This is a genomic window from Falsiroseomonas sp. E2-1-a4 (assembly GCF_051433165.1).
Classification (GTDB): domain Bacteria; phylum Pseudomonadota; class Alphaproteobacteria; order Acetobacterales; family Acetobacteraceae; genus Falsiroseomonas.
Map to the genome: position 1 here is coordinate 109110 of NZ_JBHMFS010000002.1, position 17155 is coordinate 126264.

At 68.8% G+C, this 17155-nt stretch carries 13 protein-coding genes; 5 read left to right on the plus strand and 8 right to left on the minus strand.

Going from position 1 to position 17155, the window contains the following annotated elements; all coding sequences use genetic code 11:
* Window positions 1-30 precede the first annotated feature (30 nt).
* Both ACFHNC_RS03280 and ACFHNC_RS03285 read left to right on the plus strand, forming a co-directional pair.
* Complete coding sequence (locus ACFHNC_RS03280) at window positions 31-1653, plus strand: ABC-F family ATP-binding cassette domain-containing protein (protein WP_437167782.1); 1623 nt, start codon at window positions 31-33, stop codon at window positions 1651-1653.
* Window positions 1650-3002 carry a hypothetical protein gene (locus ACFHNC_RS03285; RefSeq protein WP_437167783.1) on the plus strand — a complete coding sequence of 451 codons (1353 nt, stop codon included), beginning with the start codon at window positions 1650-1652 and terminating at the stop codon, window positions 3000-3002. Before ACFHNC_RS03280 ends, ACFHNC_RS03285 begins: the two co-directional genes overlap by 4 nt.
* On the opposite strand, the gene ACFHNC_RS03290 is transcribed toward ACFHNC_RS03285, so the two are convergent.
* The 8 genes from ACFHNC_RS03290 to ACFHNC_RS03325 all read right to left on the minus strand — a co-directional run bounded on the left by ACFHNC_RS03290 (window position 2956) and on the right by ACFHNC_RS03325 (window position 14125).
* Entirely contained in the window at window positions 2956-3765 is an 810-nt protein-coding gene (locus ACFHNC_RS03290; protein ID WP_437167784.1) for an ABC transporter ATP-binding protein, read from the minus strand. The two genes, ACFHNC_RS03285 and ACFHNC_RS03290, sit on opposite strands and share 47 nt — an antisense overlap.
* The gene (locus ACFHNC_RS03295; protein ID WP_437167785.1) at window positions 3762-4739 is read right to left on the minus strand and encodes an ABC transporter ATP-binding protein; all 978 of its coding nucleotides are present in this window, start codon (window positions 4737-4739) and stop codon (window positions 3762-3764) included. Before ACFHNC_RS03295 ends, ACFHNC_RS03290 begins: the two co-directional genes overlap by 4 nt.
* Window positions 4736-5650, minus strand: coding sequence for an ABC transporter permease (locus ACFHNC_RS03300; protein WP_437167786.1), 915 nt, complete (start codon window positions 5648-5650; stop codon window positions 4736-4738). The genes ACFHNC_RS03295 and ACFHNC_RS03300 overlap by 4 nt, the downstream gene beginning before the upstream one ends.
* A complete protein-coding gene (locus tag ACFHNC_RS03305) occupies window positions 5647-6654 on the minus strand; it encodes an ABC transporter permease (protein WP_437167787.1) in 1008 nt (335 codons plus the stop codon). Before ACFHNC_RS03305 ends, ACFHNC_RS03300 begins: the two co-directional genes overlap by 4 nt.
* Window positions 6655-6656: 2 nt before the next feature.
* Window positions 6657-8240 carry an ABC transporter substrate-binding protein gene (locus tag ACFHNC_RS03310; protein WP_437167788.1) on the minus strand — a complete coding sequence of 528 codons (1584 nt, stop codon included), beginning with the start codon at window positions 8238-8240 and terminating at the stop codon, window positions 6657-6659.
* 10 nt (window positions 8241-8250) lie between these two features.
* On the minus strand, window positions 8251-12054 hold the full coding sequence (locus tag ACFHNC_RS03315; RefSeq protein WP_437167789.1) for a hydantoinase B/oxoprolinase family protein: 3804 nt from the start codon (window positions 12052-12054) through the stop codon (window positions 8251-8253).
* Window positions 12055-12213: 159 nt separating this feature from the next.
* On the minus strand, window positions 12214-13149 hold the full coding sequence (locus ACFHNC_RS03320; protein ID WP_437167790.1) for an AroM family protein: 936 nt from the start codon (window positions 13147-13149) through the stop codon (window positions 12214-12216).
* A 112-nt stretch (window positions 13150-13261) separates the two neighbouring features.
* Window positions 13262-14125: an oxygenase MpaB family protein gene (locus ACFHNC_RS03325; RefSeq protein ID WP_437167791.1), complete on the minus strand. Its 864-nt coding sequence runs from the start codon at window positions 14123-14125 to the stop codon at window positions 13262-13264.
* Window positions 14126-14259: 134 nt separating this feature from the next.
* Here ACFHNC_RS03325 and ACFHNC_RS03330 point away from each other — a divergent pair, with 134 nt between their 5' ends.
* From ACFHNC_RS03330 to ACFHNC_RS03340, 3 genes are read left to right on the plus strand one after another with little or no spacing between them, the layout of a single operon-like run.
* Window positions 14260-15393 (plus strand): ABC transporter ATP-binding protein, encoded by a 1134-nt coding sequence (locus ACFHNC_RS03330; protein ID WP_437167792.1) that lies wholly within the window; start codon window positions 14260-14262, stop codon window positions 15391-15393.
* Window positions 15386-16300 carry a carbohydrate ABC transporter permease gene (locus tag ACFHNC_RS03335; protein ID WP_437167793.1) on the plus strand — a complete coding sequence of 305 codons (915 nt, stop codon included), beginning with the start codon at window positions 15386-15388 and terminating at the stop codon, window positions 16298-16300. Before ACFHNC_RS03330 ends, ACFHNC_RS03335 begins: the two co-directional genes overlap by 8 nt.
* Window positions 16293-17129 carry a carbohydrate ABC transporter permease gene (locus ACFHNC_RS03340; RefSeq protein ID WP_437167794.1) on the plus strand — a complete coding sequence of 279 codons (837 nt, stop codon included), beginning with the start codon at window positions 16293-16295 and terminating at the stop codon, window positions 17127-17129. The genes ACFHNC_RS03335 and ACFHNC_RS03340 overlap by 8 nt, the downstream gene beginning before the upstream one ends.
* The last annotated feature ends 26 nt before the right edge of the window (window positions 17130-17155 follow it).

Below are 17155 nucleotides of genomic sequence, written 5' to 3' on the forward strand. Positions count from 1 at the left end.
GGGCGAAACCGCACCAAGCCAGCAGCATCCATGATTCGTCTAGACAGCATCAGCAAGCAGAACGGCCTCCAGCTTCTGTTCATCGAGGCTTCGGCCGCGCTGCAACGTGGCGAGAAGATCGGCTTGGTCGGGCCGAATGGCGCCGGCAAGACCACCCTGTTCCGCATGATCACCGGCCAGGAGCCGCCCGATGAGGGGCTGGTGCTGGTCGATCGCGGCGTCTCCATCGGCTTCTTCAGCCAGGATGTCGGCGAGATGGCCGGCCGCAGCGCGGTGGCGGAGGTGATGGACGGCGCCGGCGATGTCAGCACCGTGGCCGCCGAGCTGCGCGAGCTGGAAGCCGCCATGGCGGATCCGGACAAGGCCGATGAGCTGGACGCCATCATCGAACGCTTCGGCGAGGTGCAGGCCCGCTTCGACGACCTCGGCGGCTATGCGCTGGACGGCAAGGCGCGTGAGGTTCTGGCCGGCCTGTCCTTCAGCCCGGAGATGATGGATGGCGATGTCGGCGCACTGTCCGGCGGCTGGAAGATGCGCGTGGCGCTCGCGCGCATCCTGCTGATGCGGCCGGACGTCATGCTGCTGGACGAGCCTTCCAACCACCTGGACCTCGAAAGCCTGATCTGGCTGGAGACTTTCCTGCGCGGCTATGACGGCGCGCTGCTGATGACCTCGCACGACCGCGAATTCATGAACCGCATCATCAACAAGGTGATCGAGATCGATGGCGGGTCGCTGACCAGCTATTCCGGCGACTACGAATTCTACGAACAGCAGCGCACCATGGCGGAAAAGCAGCAGCAGGCGCAGTTCGAGCGCCAGCAGGCGATGCTGGCCAAGGAAATCAAGTTCATCGAGCGCTTCAAGGCCCGCGCCTCCCACGCCGCACAGGTGCAGAGCCGGGTGAAGAAGCTCGACAAGATCGAGCGGGTGGAACCGCCGAAGCGGCGCCAGACCGTGTCCTTCGAATTCCTGCCGGCGCCGCGCTCGGGCGATGACGTCGTGCAGATGCGCGGCGTGCACAAGCGCTATGGCAGCCGCGTGATCTATGAGGGGCTGGATTTCCTGCTTCGGCGGCGGGAACGCTGCTGCGTGCTGGGCGTGAACGGCGCCGGCAAATCCACCCTGCTGAAGCTGGCCACGGGTTCCACCACGCCGGATGCCGGCAGCGTCGCGGTCGGCGGCAGCGTGAAGATGGGCTATTTCGCGCAGCATGCGATGGAGCTGCTGGAGGGCGATCGCACCGTGTTCCAGGCGCTGGAGGATGAGTTCCCCCGCGCCAGCCAGGGCCAGCTTCGCTCACTCGCCGGCTGCTTCGGCTTCTCCGGCGACGATGTGGACAAGAAGTGCCGCGTGCTGTCGGGTGGCGAGAAGGCGCGGCTGGTGATGGCGCGCATGTTGTTCGACCCACCCAATCTGCTGGTGCTGGACGAGCCGACCAACCATCTGGATATCGGCACCAAGGAAATGCTCATCACCGCGCTGTCGCAATATGAGGGCACCATGCTGTTCGTCTCGCATGACCGGCACTTCCTCGCCGCGCTATCGAACCGCGTGCTGGAGCTGACGCCGGACGGCGTGCATCTGTATGGCGGCGGCTACACCGAATATGTCGCGCGAACCGGGCAGGAAGCGCCGGGGCTGCACGCATGACCGCGCCGGATGCAGGCCTGGTGGAGGATGCGGCCTGGCTGGCGCGGGAGGTGGCAGGGGACCTGCATTCGGTGCTGCTGACGCTGTACCCCGATGCGGAGACGCTGGACACGCTGCGCCCCGGCGAGACGGATCTGGCCACCGCCAATGCCATCACCCGCGCCGTGGCGGCGGTGATGGCGGAGGAAGGCGTCGAGATATTCCTCCAGCGCGCCGATCGCGGCGCCTTCCGCCGCTGGCTCGCCACGCGCACCGAAACGCCGGAGACGCGCCGCGCCTGGGTGGACCGGGAACGTGTGCTGCGCGGGGCCGATGCCTGGCGTGCGCTCGGCATGCCGATGTCGCCCGATGCGTCGCCGGCTGAATTCCCGGCCGCGCCCGGCCCTGTCGCGGAGGAATTGCTGGTCGCCTATGCGGATCGCGAGAACGGCGAGTTCGAAGGCCTGGTCAATGCTCTGCTGGAAAGTGGCCGCGACGACATCCTCGACCTCGCGCTGCGCAAGATGGAGGATCGCCACAGCGCGGAGAATGCCGCGGAACTGGGTGCGGACCTGCTGGCCATCGCCGGCGGCGGTGCGCTGGGTCCCTCCGGCTGGGCCGAAATGGTCGCACTGCCGGTGGCGCTGACCATCGGCGCCGCGCCGGATGCGCCGGCCCTGGCGGAGGGGTTGATCGCCTCGGGCGGGCTCGCCGCGTCGGAGCAGCTGCGCTTCCTGCCTGGCTGGCGGTCCCCCGCCGATATCGACGCGCTGTCCCCGCCGGCGATACGCCGCATCCTGCTCGACCTGACCGAGGGGCGGGAGCCGCGCGACCTGCCGCCGGGCGACACGGATGACCTGGTCCGAGACGGCTTCGGCGTGCTGGTCGGGCTGCGGATCGACTGGAACCTGGCGATCTGGGACGAGATCGCCGCCGCGGGCGGGCTGCCGGAGGAGGAGGAGACCGAGGCGGAGGAAACCCCCGAAGCCCGCGCCCAGACCAAGGCCATCGAAGCCTGGCGTGGCGTTGTCGCGGCCGAGACCGGTGGCAGCGTGCCGCTCGACCTGGTGCCGCTCGGCGAAACGGGCAATGTCATCGCCATCTTCCTGGATGAGGCCGCAGGCCAGGTGCAGGGCCTCGACCTGATCCGCGACCTCCTCGCCGAGGCGGAAGACAAGGCGGCGGGTGCGGAGGTGGTTTGCCACCCGGCGATCACCGGCGATGCCCTGGAACTGAAGGCCTACACCGCAGCCGGGCGGCCGCTCGGTGTTTTGACGCTGCAGGCGGCGGATCTGCCCGCCCCGCCGGATGCCGTACTCGGCCTCATCGGCGGCTGGGTTCGGCTGGTGCAGGTTCCACCGCGGGGCTGAGCCGGCTGATGCCGGGCGGCAGCACGGAATCGAGCAGCGCCCTGGTGTAGTCATGCGCCGGTGCGTGCAGCACCTGGCGGACCAGTCCACGCTCCACCACCTCCCCCTGGCGCAGCACCGCAATCTCCTCGCACAGCAACTGCACCACGGCGAGGTTGTGCGAGATGAACAGGAAGGCGAGCTGGTGCCGCTGTCGCAGTCGGCGCAGCAGATCGATGATCTGCGCCTGGACCGAGACATCCAGCGCCGAGGTTGGTTCATCCAGCAGCAGCGCGCGCGGCCCGGGCGCCAGCGCGCGGGCGATGCAGACGCGCTGCTTCTGGCCGCCGGACAATTCATGCGGGAAGCGCCAGAGGAATTCCTGGCCGAGGCCCACATCCTCCAGCAGCCCATCGATCCGCGCGCGCAGCCGCGCCCGGCTCAACCCGCCCTGGATCTGCAACGGCTCCGCCACCGCGTCATGCACGGAAAGCCGCGGGTTCAGCGCCGAATGCGGGTTCTGGAACACCACCTGCACGTCGCGGCGCAAGGCGCGCAGCGCGGCCCCGCGAGCGGTGGTGATATCCACCCCATCCATCAGCACCTGGCCGGAGGCCACCTCCTGCAACCGCAGCAGCACCCGCAGCAGGGTGGATTTGCCGGAGCCGGATTCCCCCACTAGCCCGAGCGCCGCACCGGGTTTCAGCGCCAGGCTGACATCGCGCACCGCCGCCTGCGCGCCAAACCGCACGGTGACCTCGCGCAATTCCAGCAGCGGGATCATGATGGCTCCGCCTGGGGCGGCACCGCGTGGCAGGCCACCGCATGCGGCGCACCGCGCAGCACCGGCTTGGTGGTGCGGCAGACCGGCATCGCCAGCGGGCAGCGCGGATGGAAGCGGCAGCCCTGGGGCGGGTCGCGCAGGTTCGGGATGCTGCCGGGAATGCCCGCCGGCATATGCTCCGGCTGCCGCAGATCAGGCATGGCGGCGAGCAGGCCGCGCGTATAGGGGTGCTGTGGCGCGCCGAACAGCGATTCCGCCGGCGCATCCTCCACGATGGTGCCGGCATACATCACCACGATGCGCCGGCAGGCCGCACCGATCACGCCGAGGTCGTGGCTGATGAGCACCAGCGTCAGCCCCAGCCGCGCCACCAGGTCGTCGATCAGCGCCAGGATCTGGCGCTGGATGGTGACGTCCAGCGCCGTGGTCGGTTCATCCGCCACCAGCACGCGCGGATGGCCGGCCAGCGCCTCCGCGATCAGCACGCGCTGGCGCATGCCGCCGGACAATTCGTGCGGGTAGCGGTCCAGCAGCGCCGCGGCTTCGGGCAGGCGCACGGCCTCCAGCAGCTCGATGCAGCGGGCGCGGCGCTGGGCGCGGGACAGGGAAGGTTCATGCGCGCGCAGCACCTCCTCCATCTGCCGGCCGATGGTGAAGACCGGGTTCAGGTAGGTGACGGGGTCCTGGAAGACCATGCCGATGATGCCGCCACGCAACCGGCGCAGCGCATCGCCGCCCATCGCCAGGATATCCTCGCCATCATAGCGGATGGCGCCGGAGACGATGCGCGCAGGCGGCGCGGGGTTCAGCCGCAGCAGGCTGCGCGCCAGCACGGATTTGCCGCAGCCGGTCTCGCCGACAATACCGACGGAGGAGCCCGCCTCGATCGCGAGGTCGATGCCGTCCAGCACATGGACCCGGCCCTCAAAACCATCGAAGGCGAGGCGATAGTTCTCGATCTCGATCAGGCTCACCCGCGCGAACTCCGCGGGTCGAGCGTGTCGCGCAACCCGTCGCCGAACAGGTTGAAGCCGAGCACGGTGAGGAAGATGAACAAGCCGGGGAAGGCGGAATACCACCACCAGTCGGGCATGTAGGTGCGGCCGACGGCGATCATCGCGCCCCATTCCGGCGCCGGTGGCTTGGCGCCGAGGCCGATGAAACCGAGGGAGGCGGCGGCCAGGATCGCCATGCCCATATCCATGCTCGCCTTCACCACCAGCGGGCTGACGCAATTGGGCAGGATGTGCCGCCACAGGATATGCGCGTGGGAGGCACCCATGGTGCGCGCGGCCTCCACATAGGATTCGCTACGCAAGGTCAGCGCCTTCGCCTCGATCAGCCGGACGTAGCCGGGCCACCAGACGATGGCGAGCGCCAGTACGCCATGCATGATGCCGGGGCCGAGCGCCGCGACGATGGCCAGCGCCAGCACCAGGCCGGGCACGGCCAGGAACACATCGGTGATCCGCATGATGACAGCGCGGATGCGGCCGCCGAAATAGCCCGCGGCGATGCCCAGCGGCACGCCCACCAGCATCGCGATCCCGGTGATGGTCACGCCGATCCAGAAGCTGGTGCGGGTGCCGATGATGACGCGGGTCAGGATATCGCCGCCCATTTCATCCGTGCCGAACCAGTGCGCGGCGGAAGGCGGCTGCAGGCGGTTGGCGAGGTCCACCGCGCCGCGCGCATGGTCCGGGTAGGGCACGATCCACGGCCCGATCAGCGTCAGCACCAGGAAGGCCAGCACCAGCACCAGGCCAAGCATGGCGGAGGGGCTGCGCGCGAAGGTCCAGACGAAGAAGCGCGCCTGGCGGATGCTGCCGGCATGTTCCGTGCCAATGCGGGCGAGGCGGGAGGCGGGAAGGGCGGCCTCGCTCATGCGCCGCGGGTCCGCGGATCGAGCCAGCCATAGGCGAGGTCGACCAGGAGATTGGCCAGCATGAACATCAGCCCGATCACCAGCGTCACCCCCATCACCGGCTTGAAATCGGCGGAGATGGCGGAATTCACGGCGTAGAGACCGATGCCTGGCCAGTCGAACACCGTCTCCACCAGCACCGTGCCACCCAGCATCCAGCCGAAGCGCAGGCCGATCATCGCCAGTGTCGGCAGCATGGCATTTTTCAGCGCCAGCAGCCCGACCACCCGCACCGGCATCACGCCATGCGCGCGGGCGGCGGTAACATGGTCTGAGCCCAGCACCTCGATCATTTCGGCGCGGTTCACCCGCAGCACGGAGGCGAGGCAGGGCAGGGACAGCACGAAGGCGGGCAGGATGGCGTGGGAGGCCGCATCCCGCAGACTGTCCCATTGCCCCGTCAGCAGGGAATCGAACAGCACCATGCCGGTGATGGGTGGCGGTGGATCGGCGGCGATGGACATCAGGCCGCCGGTCGGCAGCAAGCCCCACCAGACGCCCACCACCATCTGCAACAGCAGCGCGATCCAGAAGGCCGGCAGCGCGATGCCGGAGACGGCCAGCACGCGAATGCCATGATCGAGCCAGGAACCGCGCCAGACGGCAGCAAGAATGCCGAGCGGAATGCCCACCGCGCAGGCGAAGGCCATCGCCAGGATCACGAGCTGCAATGTGGCCGGCACATAGCGCGCCAGATCCGCGCCCACCGTATTGCCGCTGGTCAGCGACCGGCCGAATTGGCCCTGCGCCAGATCCGTCACGTAGCGCACGAACTGTTCGGGCAAGGGCCGGTCCAGCCCGTATTCGGCGCGGATCGTCGCCACCATGTCCGGCGTCGCATCCGGCCCGGCGGCCAGCGCCGCCGGGTCGGCGGGCGTGACATTGGCGATCACGAAGGTGATCACCACCAGGCCGAGCAGCATCAGCGCCACATGCACCAGCCGCCCGGCCAGGTAGCGCGCCATGCTCATCCGCGTGCGGCGAAAAGCGGGAACAGATCGACCTCGCCGGTCAGGTTCAGCGCCTGGTGCCGGAAGCCGCGCACATAGCTCCGCATGGCCCAGCGCTGGTTCGCCGTCATGCAGAACACCACCGGCTGCAATTCCAGCACGCGGCGCTGGATGCGAGCGTATAGGTCGGTGCGCTTCGCCGCATCAAGCTCCACCGCCGCCTCCGCCACCATGCTGTCGATCTCCGCATCGCGCAGATGGTGGATGCCCCAGAACTGGCCGGCGGCGGTGGACGCGTATTGCGAGGCGACCGTGTCCGGGGAGGTGGTGACGGGCGTGACATACACCGCCGTCATGGCCGCCGCCGTCTCGGGGTTGGCGCCGCGGCCGATCAGTGTCGGCCAGGGCTGGCCCACGATGTTCACACGGATACCGAGCGGTTGCAGGGCGTTCAGCAGCACCAGGCCGATCTGGCGCTGCACCTCATGCCCCGCCACCTGAAGGTATTCCAGCTCGATCCCGCCATTCGGCGTGGCCGTGCGCGCCATGTACTGCTTCGCGCGGTCCAGGTCGCGGCGTGGCATGTCCAGCGTGATGCGGCCCTCGGTGACGAAGGGGAAGGGGCCGTCCATCAGCTTGGCGTCGCCCTTGTGGATGGCGATCAGCGACTCATAGTCGAAGGCATAGGCGATGGCCTTGCGCAGGTTGATGTCCGCGGTCGGGCCCTTCTGCGTGTTCATCATGATGGCGAAGGGCGCGGCGCCCGTGTCGTTCGTCACCACCATGTTGGGCATGCGGGCAAGCTGCTCGAGGTCATCCGGCGTCAGCCCGGCGGCGATATCCACCTCGCCGCGTTGCAGCGCTGCCTTGCGGGGTGCGGATTCGCGCATGACGCGATAGATCACGCCGGCGGGGCGGTCGGCATCCTCCATCGGCCAGCCCTTCCAGTATTCCGGCACCGCTTCCAGCACCATCACCGTCTGGCCATCCCAGCGGCGGATGCGGAAGGGGCCGGAGCCGGCGGCATTGGTGGTCAGCCATTTCTGGCCGTCATCGCCGCCTTCCACATTCGCCGTCACCTGCTTCGGATTCACCACGAACCACAAAGGCAGGAAGGAGATGAAGTCGGGATAGGCGCGTTCCAGCGTGAAGCGCACGGTACGCGCATCCACCGCCACGATGTTCTCCGGCTTCAGGTGGCGCGACAGCATCCAGGAGATGCCCTTGTTCAGCCGCAGCCCGCGCTGGAACGAAAAGCGCACCGCTTCCGCATCCAGCGCATCGCCATTGTTGAACTTGGCGTTGCCGACCAGGCGGAAGGTCCAGGTCAGGCCATCCGCGCTGGTCTCCCAGCTCTCGGCGAGCCAGGGGATGATGCGCGCGGGTGAGCCTTCATAGCGCACAAGCGGATCATACAGGCAGCGCTGCATCATCCGCGTTGACCAATCGTAGCGCTGATGCGGGTCCAGGATCGGCACCGGCTGGTTGCCGGAAAAGACCAGAATTCGGCGATTGCCCTCGCGTTCGAACCCATAGGCGGGGCTGAGCGAGGAGGCGGCGACCAGGCCACCTGCACCGAGGAGGAGTTCGCGGCGATTCATGCGTCGTCTCCTAGTCCGCAGCCTGGGCCGCGGCCTTTGCCGCCGCCGTGCTGACATAGCCTTCAAGCAAGTCTCGTTCCACGAGGGCGGCACTGCGCGACTCGGGGTCGCCGAAGCCGGATCCGCCACACAGGCGCACCTCGATCATCCGGCTGGTATCGGTCAGCGTCACCAATTCGCCGGTGCCGCAATCCCGGATCAGATTGCCGTCGCGGTCCAGCACCGCGCCGCGCGCCGCACCACCTTGCAGGCCGCCGAACAGGCCGGGTGAATCCACGCCCACACCTTCCGCGGCGACGGAAGCCTGGGTCGGCAGCCCGTCATCATGCAGCTTCCGCATGCGCGTGCGCGTGCCGAGGCCGCCGCGATGCTGGCCGACGCCACCGGAATCGGCGACGAGGGATTTCTCCACCACCAGGACCGGCGACCGCGTCTCGAACAATTCGATCGAGGTGTTCGCGGCCGAGGTCGGCCACAGCAGCGCCGACTTGCCATCATGCGCGGCACTCGCCCCCTGGCCGCCGCCCATGAAGAAGTGGTCGGCATAGAGCCGGCCCTTCGCATCAAGCCCATGCACCTTCACCGAAACCGGCAGGCCCGTATGCGCCTGAACCCGGTCCCGCGCCGCCTCGGAAAGCGCCCGGAAGATGTTCGGCGCCAGGTACCAGCCGGTGCGCGTACGCAGCGCCACCGCGGCGGGGCGCGTGCAGTTCAGCACGGAGCCTTCCGGCGCCTTCACCGTGATCGGCCGGTAGCAGCCGGCATTGCTGCGCACCTGCGGGCTGAGGATGCATTTCAGCGGGTAGGAGCCGTGCGCGGTCGTATAGCTGTAGGTGCAATTCAGCCCGCCGAGCGGCAATTGCTCCGGCACGCCTTCGAAATCCAGCTCGATCGCATCGCCCGCCACCGTCAGCTTCAGCGGGTAGTGCAGCGTGCGGCCGAGCGCGGCGTTGCTGACGGTGGAGTGGTACACGCCATCCGGCAGCGCGCGGATCGCATCGCGCATTGCCCGCTCCGCGCGGCCCTGCACCACGGCGGCCAGTGCCCGCAGATCCTGCATGCCATAGTCGCGCATGAAGCCGAGCAGACGCTCACCGCCCTGGGCGTTCGCCGCGATGAAGGAATGCAAATCGCCCAGCACTTCCTCCGGCTTGCGGACATTCTCGCCGATCATGTCGAACAGCGTGTCGTTCGCCTCGCCGGCTCGATACAGCTTGGCGGGCGGGATCTGCAGGCCCTCGTCGAAGATCTCCGTCGCCTTCAGCCCGTCCTTGATGCCACCGATATCGCCGACATGGCCCACCGTGCCCATCAGCGCGACCAGCCGCCCCTCCATGAAGACCGGCGTGACGATGGCAATGTCGTACAGGTGGCCGGCGCAGAGCCAGGGATCGTTGGTGATCAGCACATCGCCCGGGCGCAGCGTTTCCGCCGGATACTTCTTCAGCATCGCCTTCACGGCACGCGGCAGGGTCAGGTTGAACACCGGCATGGCGCGCGGCGAATGCGCCAGCGATTCGCCATCCGCATCCAGGATGTCGCAGGCGAAATCCTGCGCCTCCGAGACAATCAGGCTGAAGGCGGTGCGGCAGATGGCGTGCCACATCTCCTCCACGATCGTCACCAGCCGGCTCCACATAATCTCGAGCGAGACGGGGTCCGCCTCGATCAGCGCGCAGGCCTCGGCCATCGGCGTGGCGGGCGTGATGCGCGCGGCGATAGGGGCGGCGACGCCGACGCGGATGCGCAGCGTGCCGGCGGCGCCGACCGTGACGCTGTCGCGCGGGCCGAGGATGGTGGTGGCCTCGCGTTCCTCGATGATGGCGGGGCCGTGGATGGTGCCCGCGGCGTCCAGCGCGTAGCGGTCATAGACCGGCGTGTCGTGGAAGCGGTCGCCAAACCAGGCCATGCGGCGGCCCTTCAACGCCACGCCCCCCTCTGGCACATCGGCCTGCGCCACGGTCAGCGCCGGGGCCGGGCCGGCGGCGCGGACGCGGAAGGACACGGCCTCCGCCGTCACACCCTCATAGACCGAGGTGAAGCGTGCGGAGTAGACGCGGCGGAAGGACGCCATCACCGCGGGCAGGCTTTCGGCCGTGATCGTGCCGTCCGGCAGCGGCACGTTGATCTCATGGATCTGGCCAGCGAGCCGCATATCGGCGCTGCGCTCGATGGTGATATCGGCCAGCGACATTCCGGCCGAGGTCAGCATCGCCGCCGTTTCTGCCGCGAGTTCCGACAGCACCTGCTGCATCGCGGCCGGCGCCGCCGGATCGTCCAGCGCCACCGGCAGCGAACGCACACTTTCAAAGGACAATGGTGCCGCGAGGAAGCCGAGCGCGGAGGCGGCGCCGGAGGCCGGCGGGATCAGCACCTCCTCCACACCCAGGATGCGTGCGACCTCCACCGCATGGGCGGGTCCGGCGCCGCCGAAGCCGACCATGGCGTAGCGGCGCGGGTCCTTGCCCTTCTCCACGATATGGATGCGCGCGGCGGCCGCCATGCTTTCCGTCACCGTGCGATGAATGCCCCAGGCGGTCTGCACCGCCGAAAGGCCCAGCTGCGCGCCCACCGCAGCCAGCGCGCGTTCCGCCGCCGGCTTGTCCAGCGCCATGCGGCCGCCAAGGAAGAAGCCCGGATCGTAATAGCCGAGCATCAGATTGGCATCGGTCACCGTCGCCTGCGTGCCGCCGCGGCCGTAGCAGGCCGGGCCGGGGTCCGCGCCCGCGGAGTACGGCCCGACCTTCAGCAGCCCGACCTCATCGATGCTGGCGATGGAGCCACCGCCGGCGCCGATCTCGATCATGTCGATGACGGGCGCCTTGATGGGCAGGCCGGAGCCCTTCTTGAAGCGGTGCAGCCGCGCCACTTCCATCATCGGCGCCACTTCGCAGGCGCCATCCGCGATCATGCAGGCTTTGGCGGTGGTGCCGCCCATGTCGAAGGAGATCACATCCGTCTTGCCGACCAGGCCGCCGAAGAAGGCGGTAGCCAGCCCGCCACCGGCCGGGCCGGACTCCAGCAGGCGGATCGGAAAGCTGCGTGCCGCCTCCGGCCCGACCAGACCGCCGGCGGATTGCATCAGCCGCAGCGCACCCCGGAACCCGCGGCCCCACAATTCGCGCTCCAGCCGCGCCAGATAGCGGTCCATCAGCGGCTGGACATAGGCGTTGGCGCAGGTGGTGACGAAGCGCTGATACTCCCACAACTCCGCCACGACCGCGCTGGACAGCGACAGCGCGAGGTCCGGGAATTCCGCGCGGATCGCGGCGGCGGCCGCCTTCTCATGCATCGGGTTGCGGTAGGCGTGCAGGAAGCAGATGGCGATTGCCTCCGCCCCCGCCGCCACCAGTTGCCGCGCCGCCTGCTGCACGGCGGGCAGATCCAGCGGTGTCACCACCTTGCCGTCACGGTCCAGCCGCTCCGGCACCTCCAGCCGGTGTCGGCGCGGCACCAGCGGGTCCGGGTATTGCAGGAACAGATCATAGATGTCGTAGCGCTGCTCCGTGCCCATCTCGATCACGTCGCGGAAGCCCGCGGTGGTGATCATGCCGAGCGCGGCGCCCTTGCGCTCGATCAGCGCATTGGTGATCAGCGTTGTGCCGTGCACGATCTCCGCGATGTCGGACAGCGCGAGGCCCGCCTCGACCACCAGCGCCGCAAGTCCCGCCAACGCGCCTTCGGAGGGGTCCTGCGGCGTGGTCAGGCATTTGTGCAGGCGGATGGTGGCCGTGCTGCGATCCAGCAGGATGAAGTCGGTGAAAGTGCCGCCGATGTCGAAGCCGATCCGGTAGCGGTCCGCCAAATCTGCCATCTGGCCAGCACCTGTCCCTGTCGCGGCACGCGGGGGGCGGCCGGGTTGTCACGGAACAGCCTTGCAGATTGCAGCGCCCGGGCTGAATAAGGGCGGCTCCTTACCCCGGCGGTCCATTGCGCCCCCAAAGCGGGCAGGGCAGCCGAAATCCGGGCAGCCTCAGGGATCGCGGACGATCATCAGCCGGCGGAACAGCTCGATGGCGGACCCCGCATTCAGCTTGGTCATGACCCGGCCGCGATGGATTTCCACGGTGCGGTGGCTGATGCCAAGGCGGCGGCCGATTTCCTTGTTGCCCTCGCCCTGCAGCAGCGCCATCAGCACATCGCGTTCCCGCGGCGTCAGGCTCTCGGTCTGGCCTGGCAGGCGGTCGATCAGCGCGTGCAGCGGCTCGGCCTCCGGCCCCGGCGGCGGACGGGCGGCGCGCGCCACCAGATGCAGCCGCATCGCGCCAGCCAGTATGCGCCGCGCCGTCACCACGGGCTTGCCGGTGCGCGCCGCAAGCTGTTCGGCCATCGCCTCCGTATAGCCGACGGAGTGCATGAGGATCAGGTTCGCAGCCTCCAGCCGCTGTGCCGCCTCGTCGAAGTCGGCGATGTCATCCTCCCGCGCCACGGCGCGGGCGCTCTGGATCAGGGCGCCATGGGCAGATCCGCGGTGTTGCTCGGCCAGGGAATGGATCACGCCGATCCGCGCCTCGCCCATCACCAGCGCGCCGATCCAGGCATCCACCACCTGCTGGGCGTGCACGAAGGGCGTGCGCAGGCGGTAGGGCTGGAACAGGCTGGTACTGGCCAGCACGATGAGGTCATGATCCTCCGTATCCAGCCGGTGCAGCAGGGGGGCCAGCCGGCGCGCCAGGAAGCCGGCGCCGAGCCGCACGCGCCGCCCATCCACCAGACGCGTGAACAGCACCGGCTCCCTCTCCCGCGGTGCGCCGGCGGCTATGCCGGCCTCATCCAGCCCGTCCAGCGCGCCGTATTCGCACAGATCGATCTCGCCTGGCGCGGCACCGGCCAGGGCGAGCACCTCCGGCGCCATGTCCTCGCGCGGGGACTGGCCGATGGTCACGAAGGCGATGCGTGGGCGGGCCATCCGGCGTTCCTGGAGGCTTGGACCCTATGCCTATTGCGGCGTACTGGCCTCGTGTCCACAGGCAAGTGCCGGAGGCACCACTTGCCCGAAAGCTGCGTTGGCGTGGCCCGCCTCAGCGGAACGCCCAGCGCAGCGTCTGCGCCACACCGAGCGTGCCCGCGCGCACGAAGGGCCGGACGAGCAGCGGGTTGGGCAGCCCGTGCAGGCGCCTGGCCCATTCGGGCAGCAGGTCGATGGCGGCCTGGTTGCCCAGGGCCTGCACCTGGGCTGCCAGCAGGTCCGCGGTGGCCGTCTTCAGCACCAGGGACCGAACCTCCCGCGTGCGTTGGTCCACACGCAGCCGCGGCCGGTAGCTCTCCATCAGGCGCCACGCCCCGGCGCGGTCCGTCGGCACCGGGGCGGCGCCCAGCGCGCGGGCGACCTGTGCCATCTCCGCGAAGTAGCGGTCCTGGTCGGCCGGCGGCATCCGCGGCTCCACATAGCGGCGCCAAGCGTTCAGGAAGCTTGTCGCCTCCGTCACATGCACCCAGGCGAGCAGCGCCGGATCATTGGCGGCATAGGGCGTGCCGCCGGGCAGGGTGCCACCTACCCGGTCATGGATGTAGCGGACGCGGCGGATCACCGCCTCCGCCTCCTCCCGCCCGCCATAGGTGGTCAGGGCGATGAAGCGCGCCGTGCGGCGCAGGCGGCCCTGCATGTCGGTTCTGAAATTCGAATGATCCCAGACGCCGGCCAGCACCGCCGGGTGCAGCATCTGCAACAACAGCGAGGAGATGCCGCCCACCATCATGGCGGCGACATCGCCATGCACGCGCCAGGCAACGGAATGGGGACCGAACAGGCCATCCGGGCGGCGCGGGACCGGCGCCTCGCCGCGACTGCGGTCGTTGAACAGGGCGACGACGCGGCCGGCGATTGCGGCCTTGAGGGGGCGCGCGAAATCCATCGGCGTGGGGCTGCGCAGTGTCTGGCTCATGCGGCGGGATATGGTGTGGGCTTCGCACAGGGCCAGTCGTGCGGTGCGGTTATCTAGTCATTCTGCAACACCGCTCTCATCGGGACGTCACGAAACCCTGCGATACCGCCGCCGCAAGCGGGGGAGTTTGGTCATTGGCGGGTATCAGCATCGAGGGTGTCAGGCGGCGTTTCGGCACTGTGACGGCGCTGGATGGCGTGTCGTTGCAGGTTGCCGCCGGTGAATTCGTCGCCCTCGTCGGCCCCTCCGGCTGCGGCAAGACCACGCTGATGCGAATCGTGGCCGGGATCGAGGGTGCCGATGCGGGCCGCATCGTCATCAACGGGCGCGACGTGACCCGGCTGCGCGCGGCGGAACGCAACGTCGCGATGGTGTTCCAATCCTACGCGCTCTATCCGCATCTGACCGCGCGGCAGAACATTGCCGTTCCGCTGGCCATGCGGCGGCTCTCCACCGCGCAGCGCCTGCCGCTGCTGGGCGGTATCTGGCCCGGCGCGGCGGAGGTGCGGCGCGGGATCGCCGCGGATGTGACGAAGGCGGCGGAGGCGCTCGGCCTCGGCGCCTTGCTGGACCGGCGTCCGGGGCAGCTTTCCGGCGGCCAGCGCCAGCGCGTGGCACTCGCCCGCACCATCGTCCGCAGCCCGGCGGCCTTCCTGATGGATGAGCCGCTGTCGAACCTCGATGCGGCGTTGCGGGTGCAGACCAGGCGCGAGATCGTCGACATCCACCGCCAGAGCGGCGCTGCCACGCTGTATGTCACGCATGACCAGGCCGAGGCGCTGACCATGGCCGACCGCGTCGCCGTGATGCAGGCCGGGCGCATCCTGCAACTGGGCACGCCGGAGGATATCTACGCCAATCCGGTGGATCTGCGCGTCGCCACTTTTATCGGCAGCCCCCGCATCAACACCCTGCCGGCGGAGGCAGGTGCAGATGGCTTGGTGCGGGTTGGCGGCCTGCCGATCGGGCTGCGGGCGCAGCCGGGCGCGTTGACCTTCGCGGTGCGGCCTGAGGATTGCCGCCTGGCCGAGACCGGCATCCCAATGGAGACGGCCGGCGCGGAATTCCTCGGCGAGAGCCTGCTGCTGCATGGTTTGCACGCACCGACCAACAGCCCGGTGATCCTGCGGCTGGCGCCGGAAGCGCCGCGCCCGCGGCCCGGGACGCCGGTGCATATCGGCTTCGATCCAGCGCGCGCGCTGCTGTTCGACGCCGCCGGCCAGCGCATCGCGCGCGTCGCCGCCATGGCGGAGAAGGCCCTTGTCTGACGCCCTCGCCATCGGCGCCATGCCGCGCCGCCGGCCGGTGGGGGAGGCGCTGGCCGGGCTGATGCTGACCCTGCCGGCGGCCATCGCCTTCCTGCTGCTGCTGCTGCTGCCAACGCTGGCCGCCATCGTCCTGGCCTTCACCGATTACGAACTCGGCGCGCCGGACATCGCCTGGATCGGGCTCGGCAATTTCGAGGAGTTGCTGGAGGATCGAGGCTTTCGCCAATCGCTGCGGAACACGCTGGTCTATACCGCCATCGTGGTGCCGGCTTCCATCGGCGGGGCGCTAGCGCTAGCGCTGATAATCGAGGCGCTGACGCGCGGCAAGGCGCTGTACCGCGCCGTCTTCTTCCTGCCAGTGGTGTCGCTGCCTGTGGCGATGGCGACCGCCTGGCAGTACCTGCTGCACCCGACCATCGGCCCGCTGAACGCGATATTGCGCGAGGTTGGGGTGAACGGCCCCGCTTGGCTCACCTCATCGGACACCGTGCTGATCTCGCTCGCCGTGATCGGGATCTGGGAGGCGATCGGCTTCAACCTGGTGCTGTTCCTGGCGGGTCTCACCGCGATCCCGCGCGAATTGCACCAGGCGGCGGAGGTGGATGGCGCGGCCTCGGCCTGGGAACGCTTCCGGCTGGTGACCTGGCCGCTGCTCGGCCCGACCATGCTGTTCGTGGTGACCATCACCATGATCCGCGCGGTGCGGACCTTCGACAGCGTGGCGGTGCTGACCCAGGGCGGGCCGAACCGCGCGTCGGAGGTGCTGCTCTACACCATGTACACCGAGGGCTTCACCTTCTTCCGCCTCGGCTACTCCGCCGCGATCACGCTGGTGTTCCTGCTCATCGTGCTGGCGCTGATGCTGCTGCAGACGCGTATTCTCGACCGGAGAGTCCATTATGGTTGAGCCGCGCGCACGCAGCCTGGAAGTGGTGCGCTGGATCGTGCTCGGCGCGCTCGGGCTGCTGTTCCTGATGCCCTACATCTGGATGGTCTCGGCCTCGCTCAAGCCGCTGGATGAGATTTTCCGCGCCTCCCTGAACCTCATTCCCGAAGGTGGTGGCACGCTGGCGAACTACGCCAAGGTGCTGGCGGAGGTGCCGGTCGGGCAGTATCTGTGGAACGGCGCCGTCGTGTGTGGCGGCATCCTGTTCTTCCAGTTGCTGTTCGCCGTGCCCGCGGGCTACGCTCTGGCAAAGCTGAACTTCCCTGCGCGGGACTGGGTTTTCGGCGCCGTGATGCTCGGGCTGCTGGTGCCCTATCATGTGCCGGCGCTGCCGCTGTATGTCGGCTTCAGCGCGCTCGGCATGCTGAACACCTATGCCGCGCTGATCCTGCCCTCCATCATCTCCGTCTTCGGCATCTTCCTGTTCCGCCAGTTCTTCAAGGCGCTGCCGGATGAGCTGATCCATGCCGCGCGGCTGGATGGCATGGGCGAGCTTTCGGTGGTGTGGCGCGTGATCATGCCAAATGCGCTGCCGGCCGCAACCGCCTTCGCCATCTTCTCCGTCGTCGCGCATTGGAACGACCTGTTCTGGCCGCTGATCGTGGTCAGCGGGCCCGATCGCGCGACGCCGGCGCTCGGCGTTCTCTACTTCCGGACGGAGGAGGCGGGCGATGATTTCGGCGCGCTCATGGCCGCCTCCGTCATCATGACCACCCCGCTCGTCCTCGCCTTCCTCGTCGCGCAGCGGCGCTTCGTGGAAGGCATCGCGACCACTGGCCTCAAGGGCTGACGCGCCCGCTTAAGGAGTTCCCGACC

Excerpts from the sequence above, each read along its gene's own strand:
- ACFHNC_RS03300 (WP_437167786.1), bottom strand. The coding sequence starts at position 5,650 with ATGAGCGAGGCCGCCCTTCCCGCCTCCCGCCTCGCCCGCATTGGCACG.
- ACFHNC_RS03285 (WP_437167783.1), top strand. The coding sequence starts at position 1,650 with ATGACCGCGCCGGATGCAGGCCTGGTGGAGGATGCGGCCTGGCTGGCG.
- ACFHNC_RS03310 (WP_437167788.1), bottom strand. The coding sequence starts at position 8,240 with ATGAATCGCCGCGAACTCCTCCTCGGTGCAGGTGGCCTGGTCGCCGCC.
- ACFHNC_RS03340 (WP_437167794.1), top strand. The coding sequence starts at position 16,293 with ATGGTTGAGCCGCGCGCACGCAGCCTGGAAGTGGTGCGCTGGATCGTG.
- ACFHNC_RS03315 (WP_437167789.1), bottom strand. The coding sequence starts at position 12,054 with ATGGCAGATTTGGCGGACCGCTACCGGATCGGCTTCGACATCGGCGGC.
- ACFHNC_RS03290 (WP_437167784.1), bottom strand. The coding sequence starts at position 3,765 with ATGATCCCGCTGCTGGAATTGCGCGAGGTCACCGTGCGGTTTGGCGCG.
- ACFHNC_RS03320 (WP_437167790.1), bottom strand. The coding sequence starts at position 13,149 with ATGGCCCGCCCACGCATCGCCTTCGTGACCATCGGCCAGTCCCCGCGC.
- ACFHNC_RS03325 (WP_437167791.1), bottom strand. The coding sequence starts at position 14,125 with ATGAGCCAGACACTGCGCAGCCCCACGCCGATGGATTTCGCGCGCCCC.
- ACFHNC_RS03280 (WP_437167782.1), top strand. The coding sequence starts at position 31 with ATGATTCGTCTAGACAGCATCAGCAAGCAGAACGGCCTCCAGCTTCTG.
- ACFHNC_RS03305 (WP_437167787.1), bottom strand. The coding sequence starts at position 6,654 with ATGGCGCGCTACCTGGCCGGGCGGCTGGTGCATGTGGCGCTGATGCTG.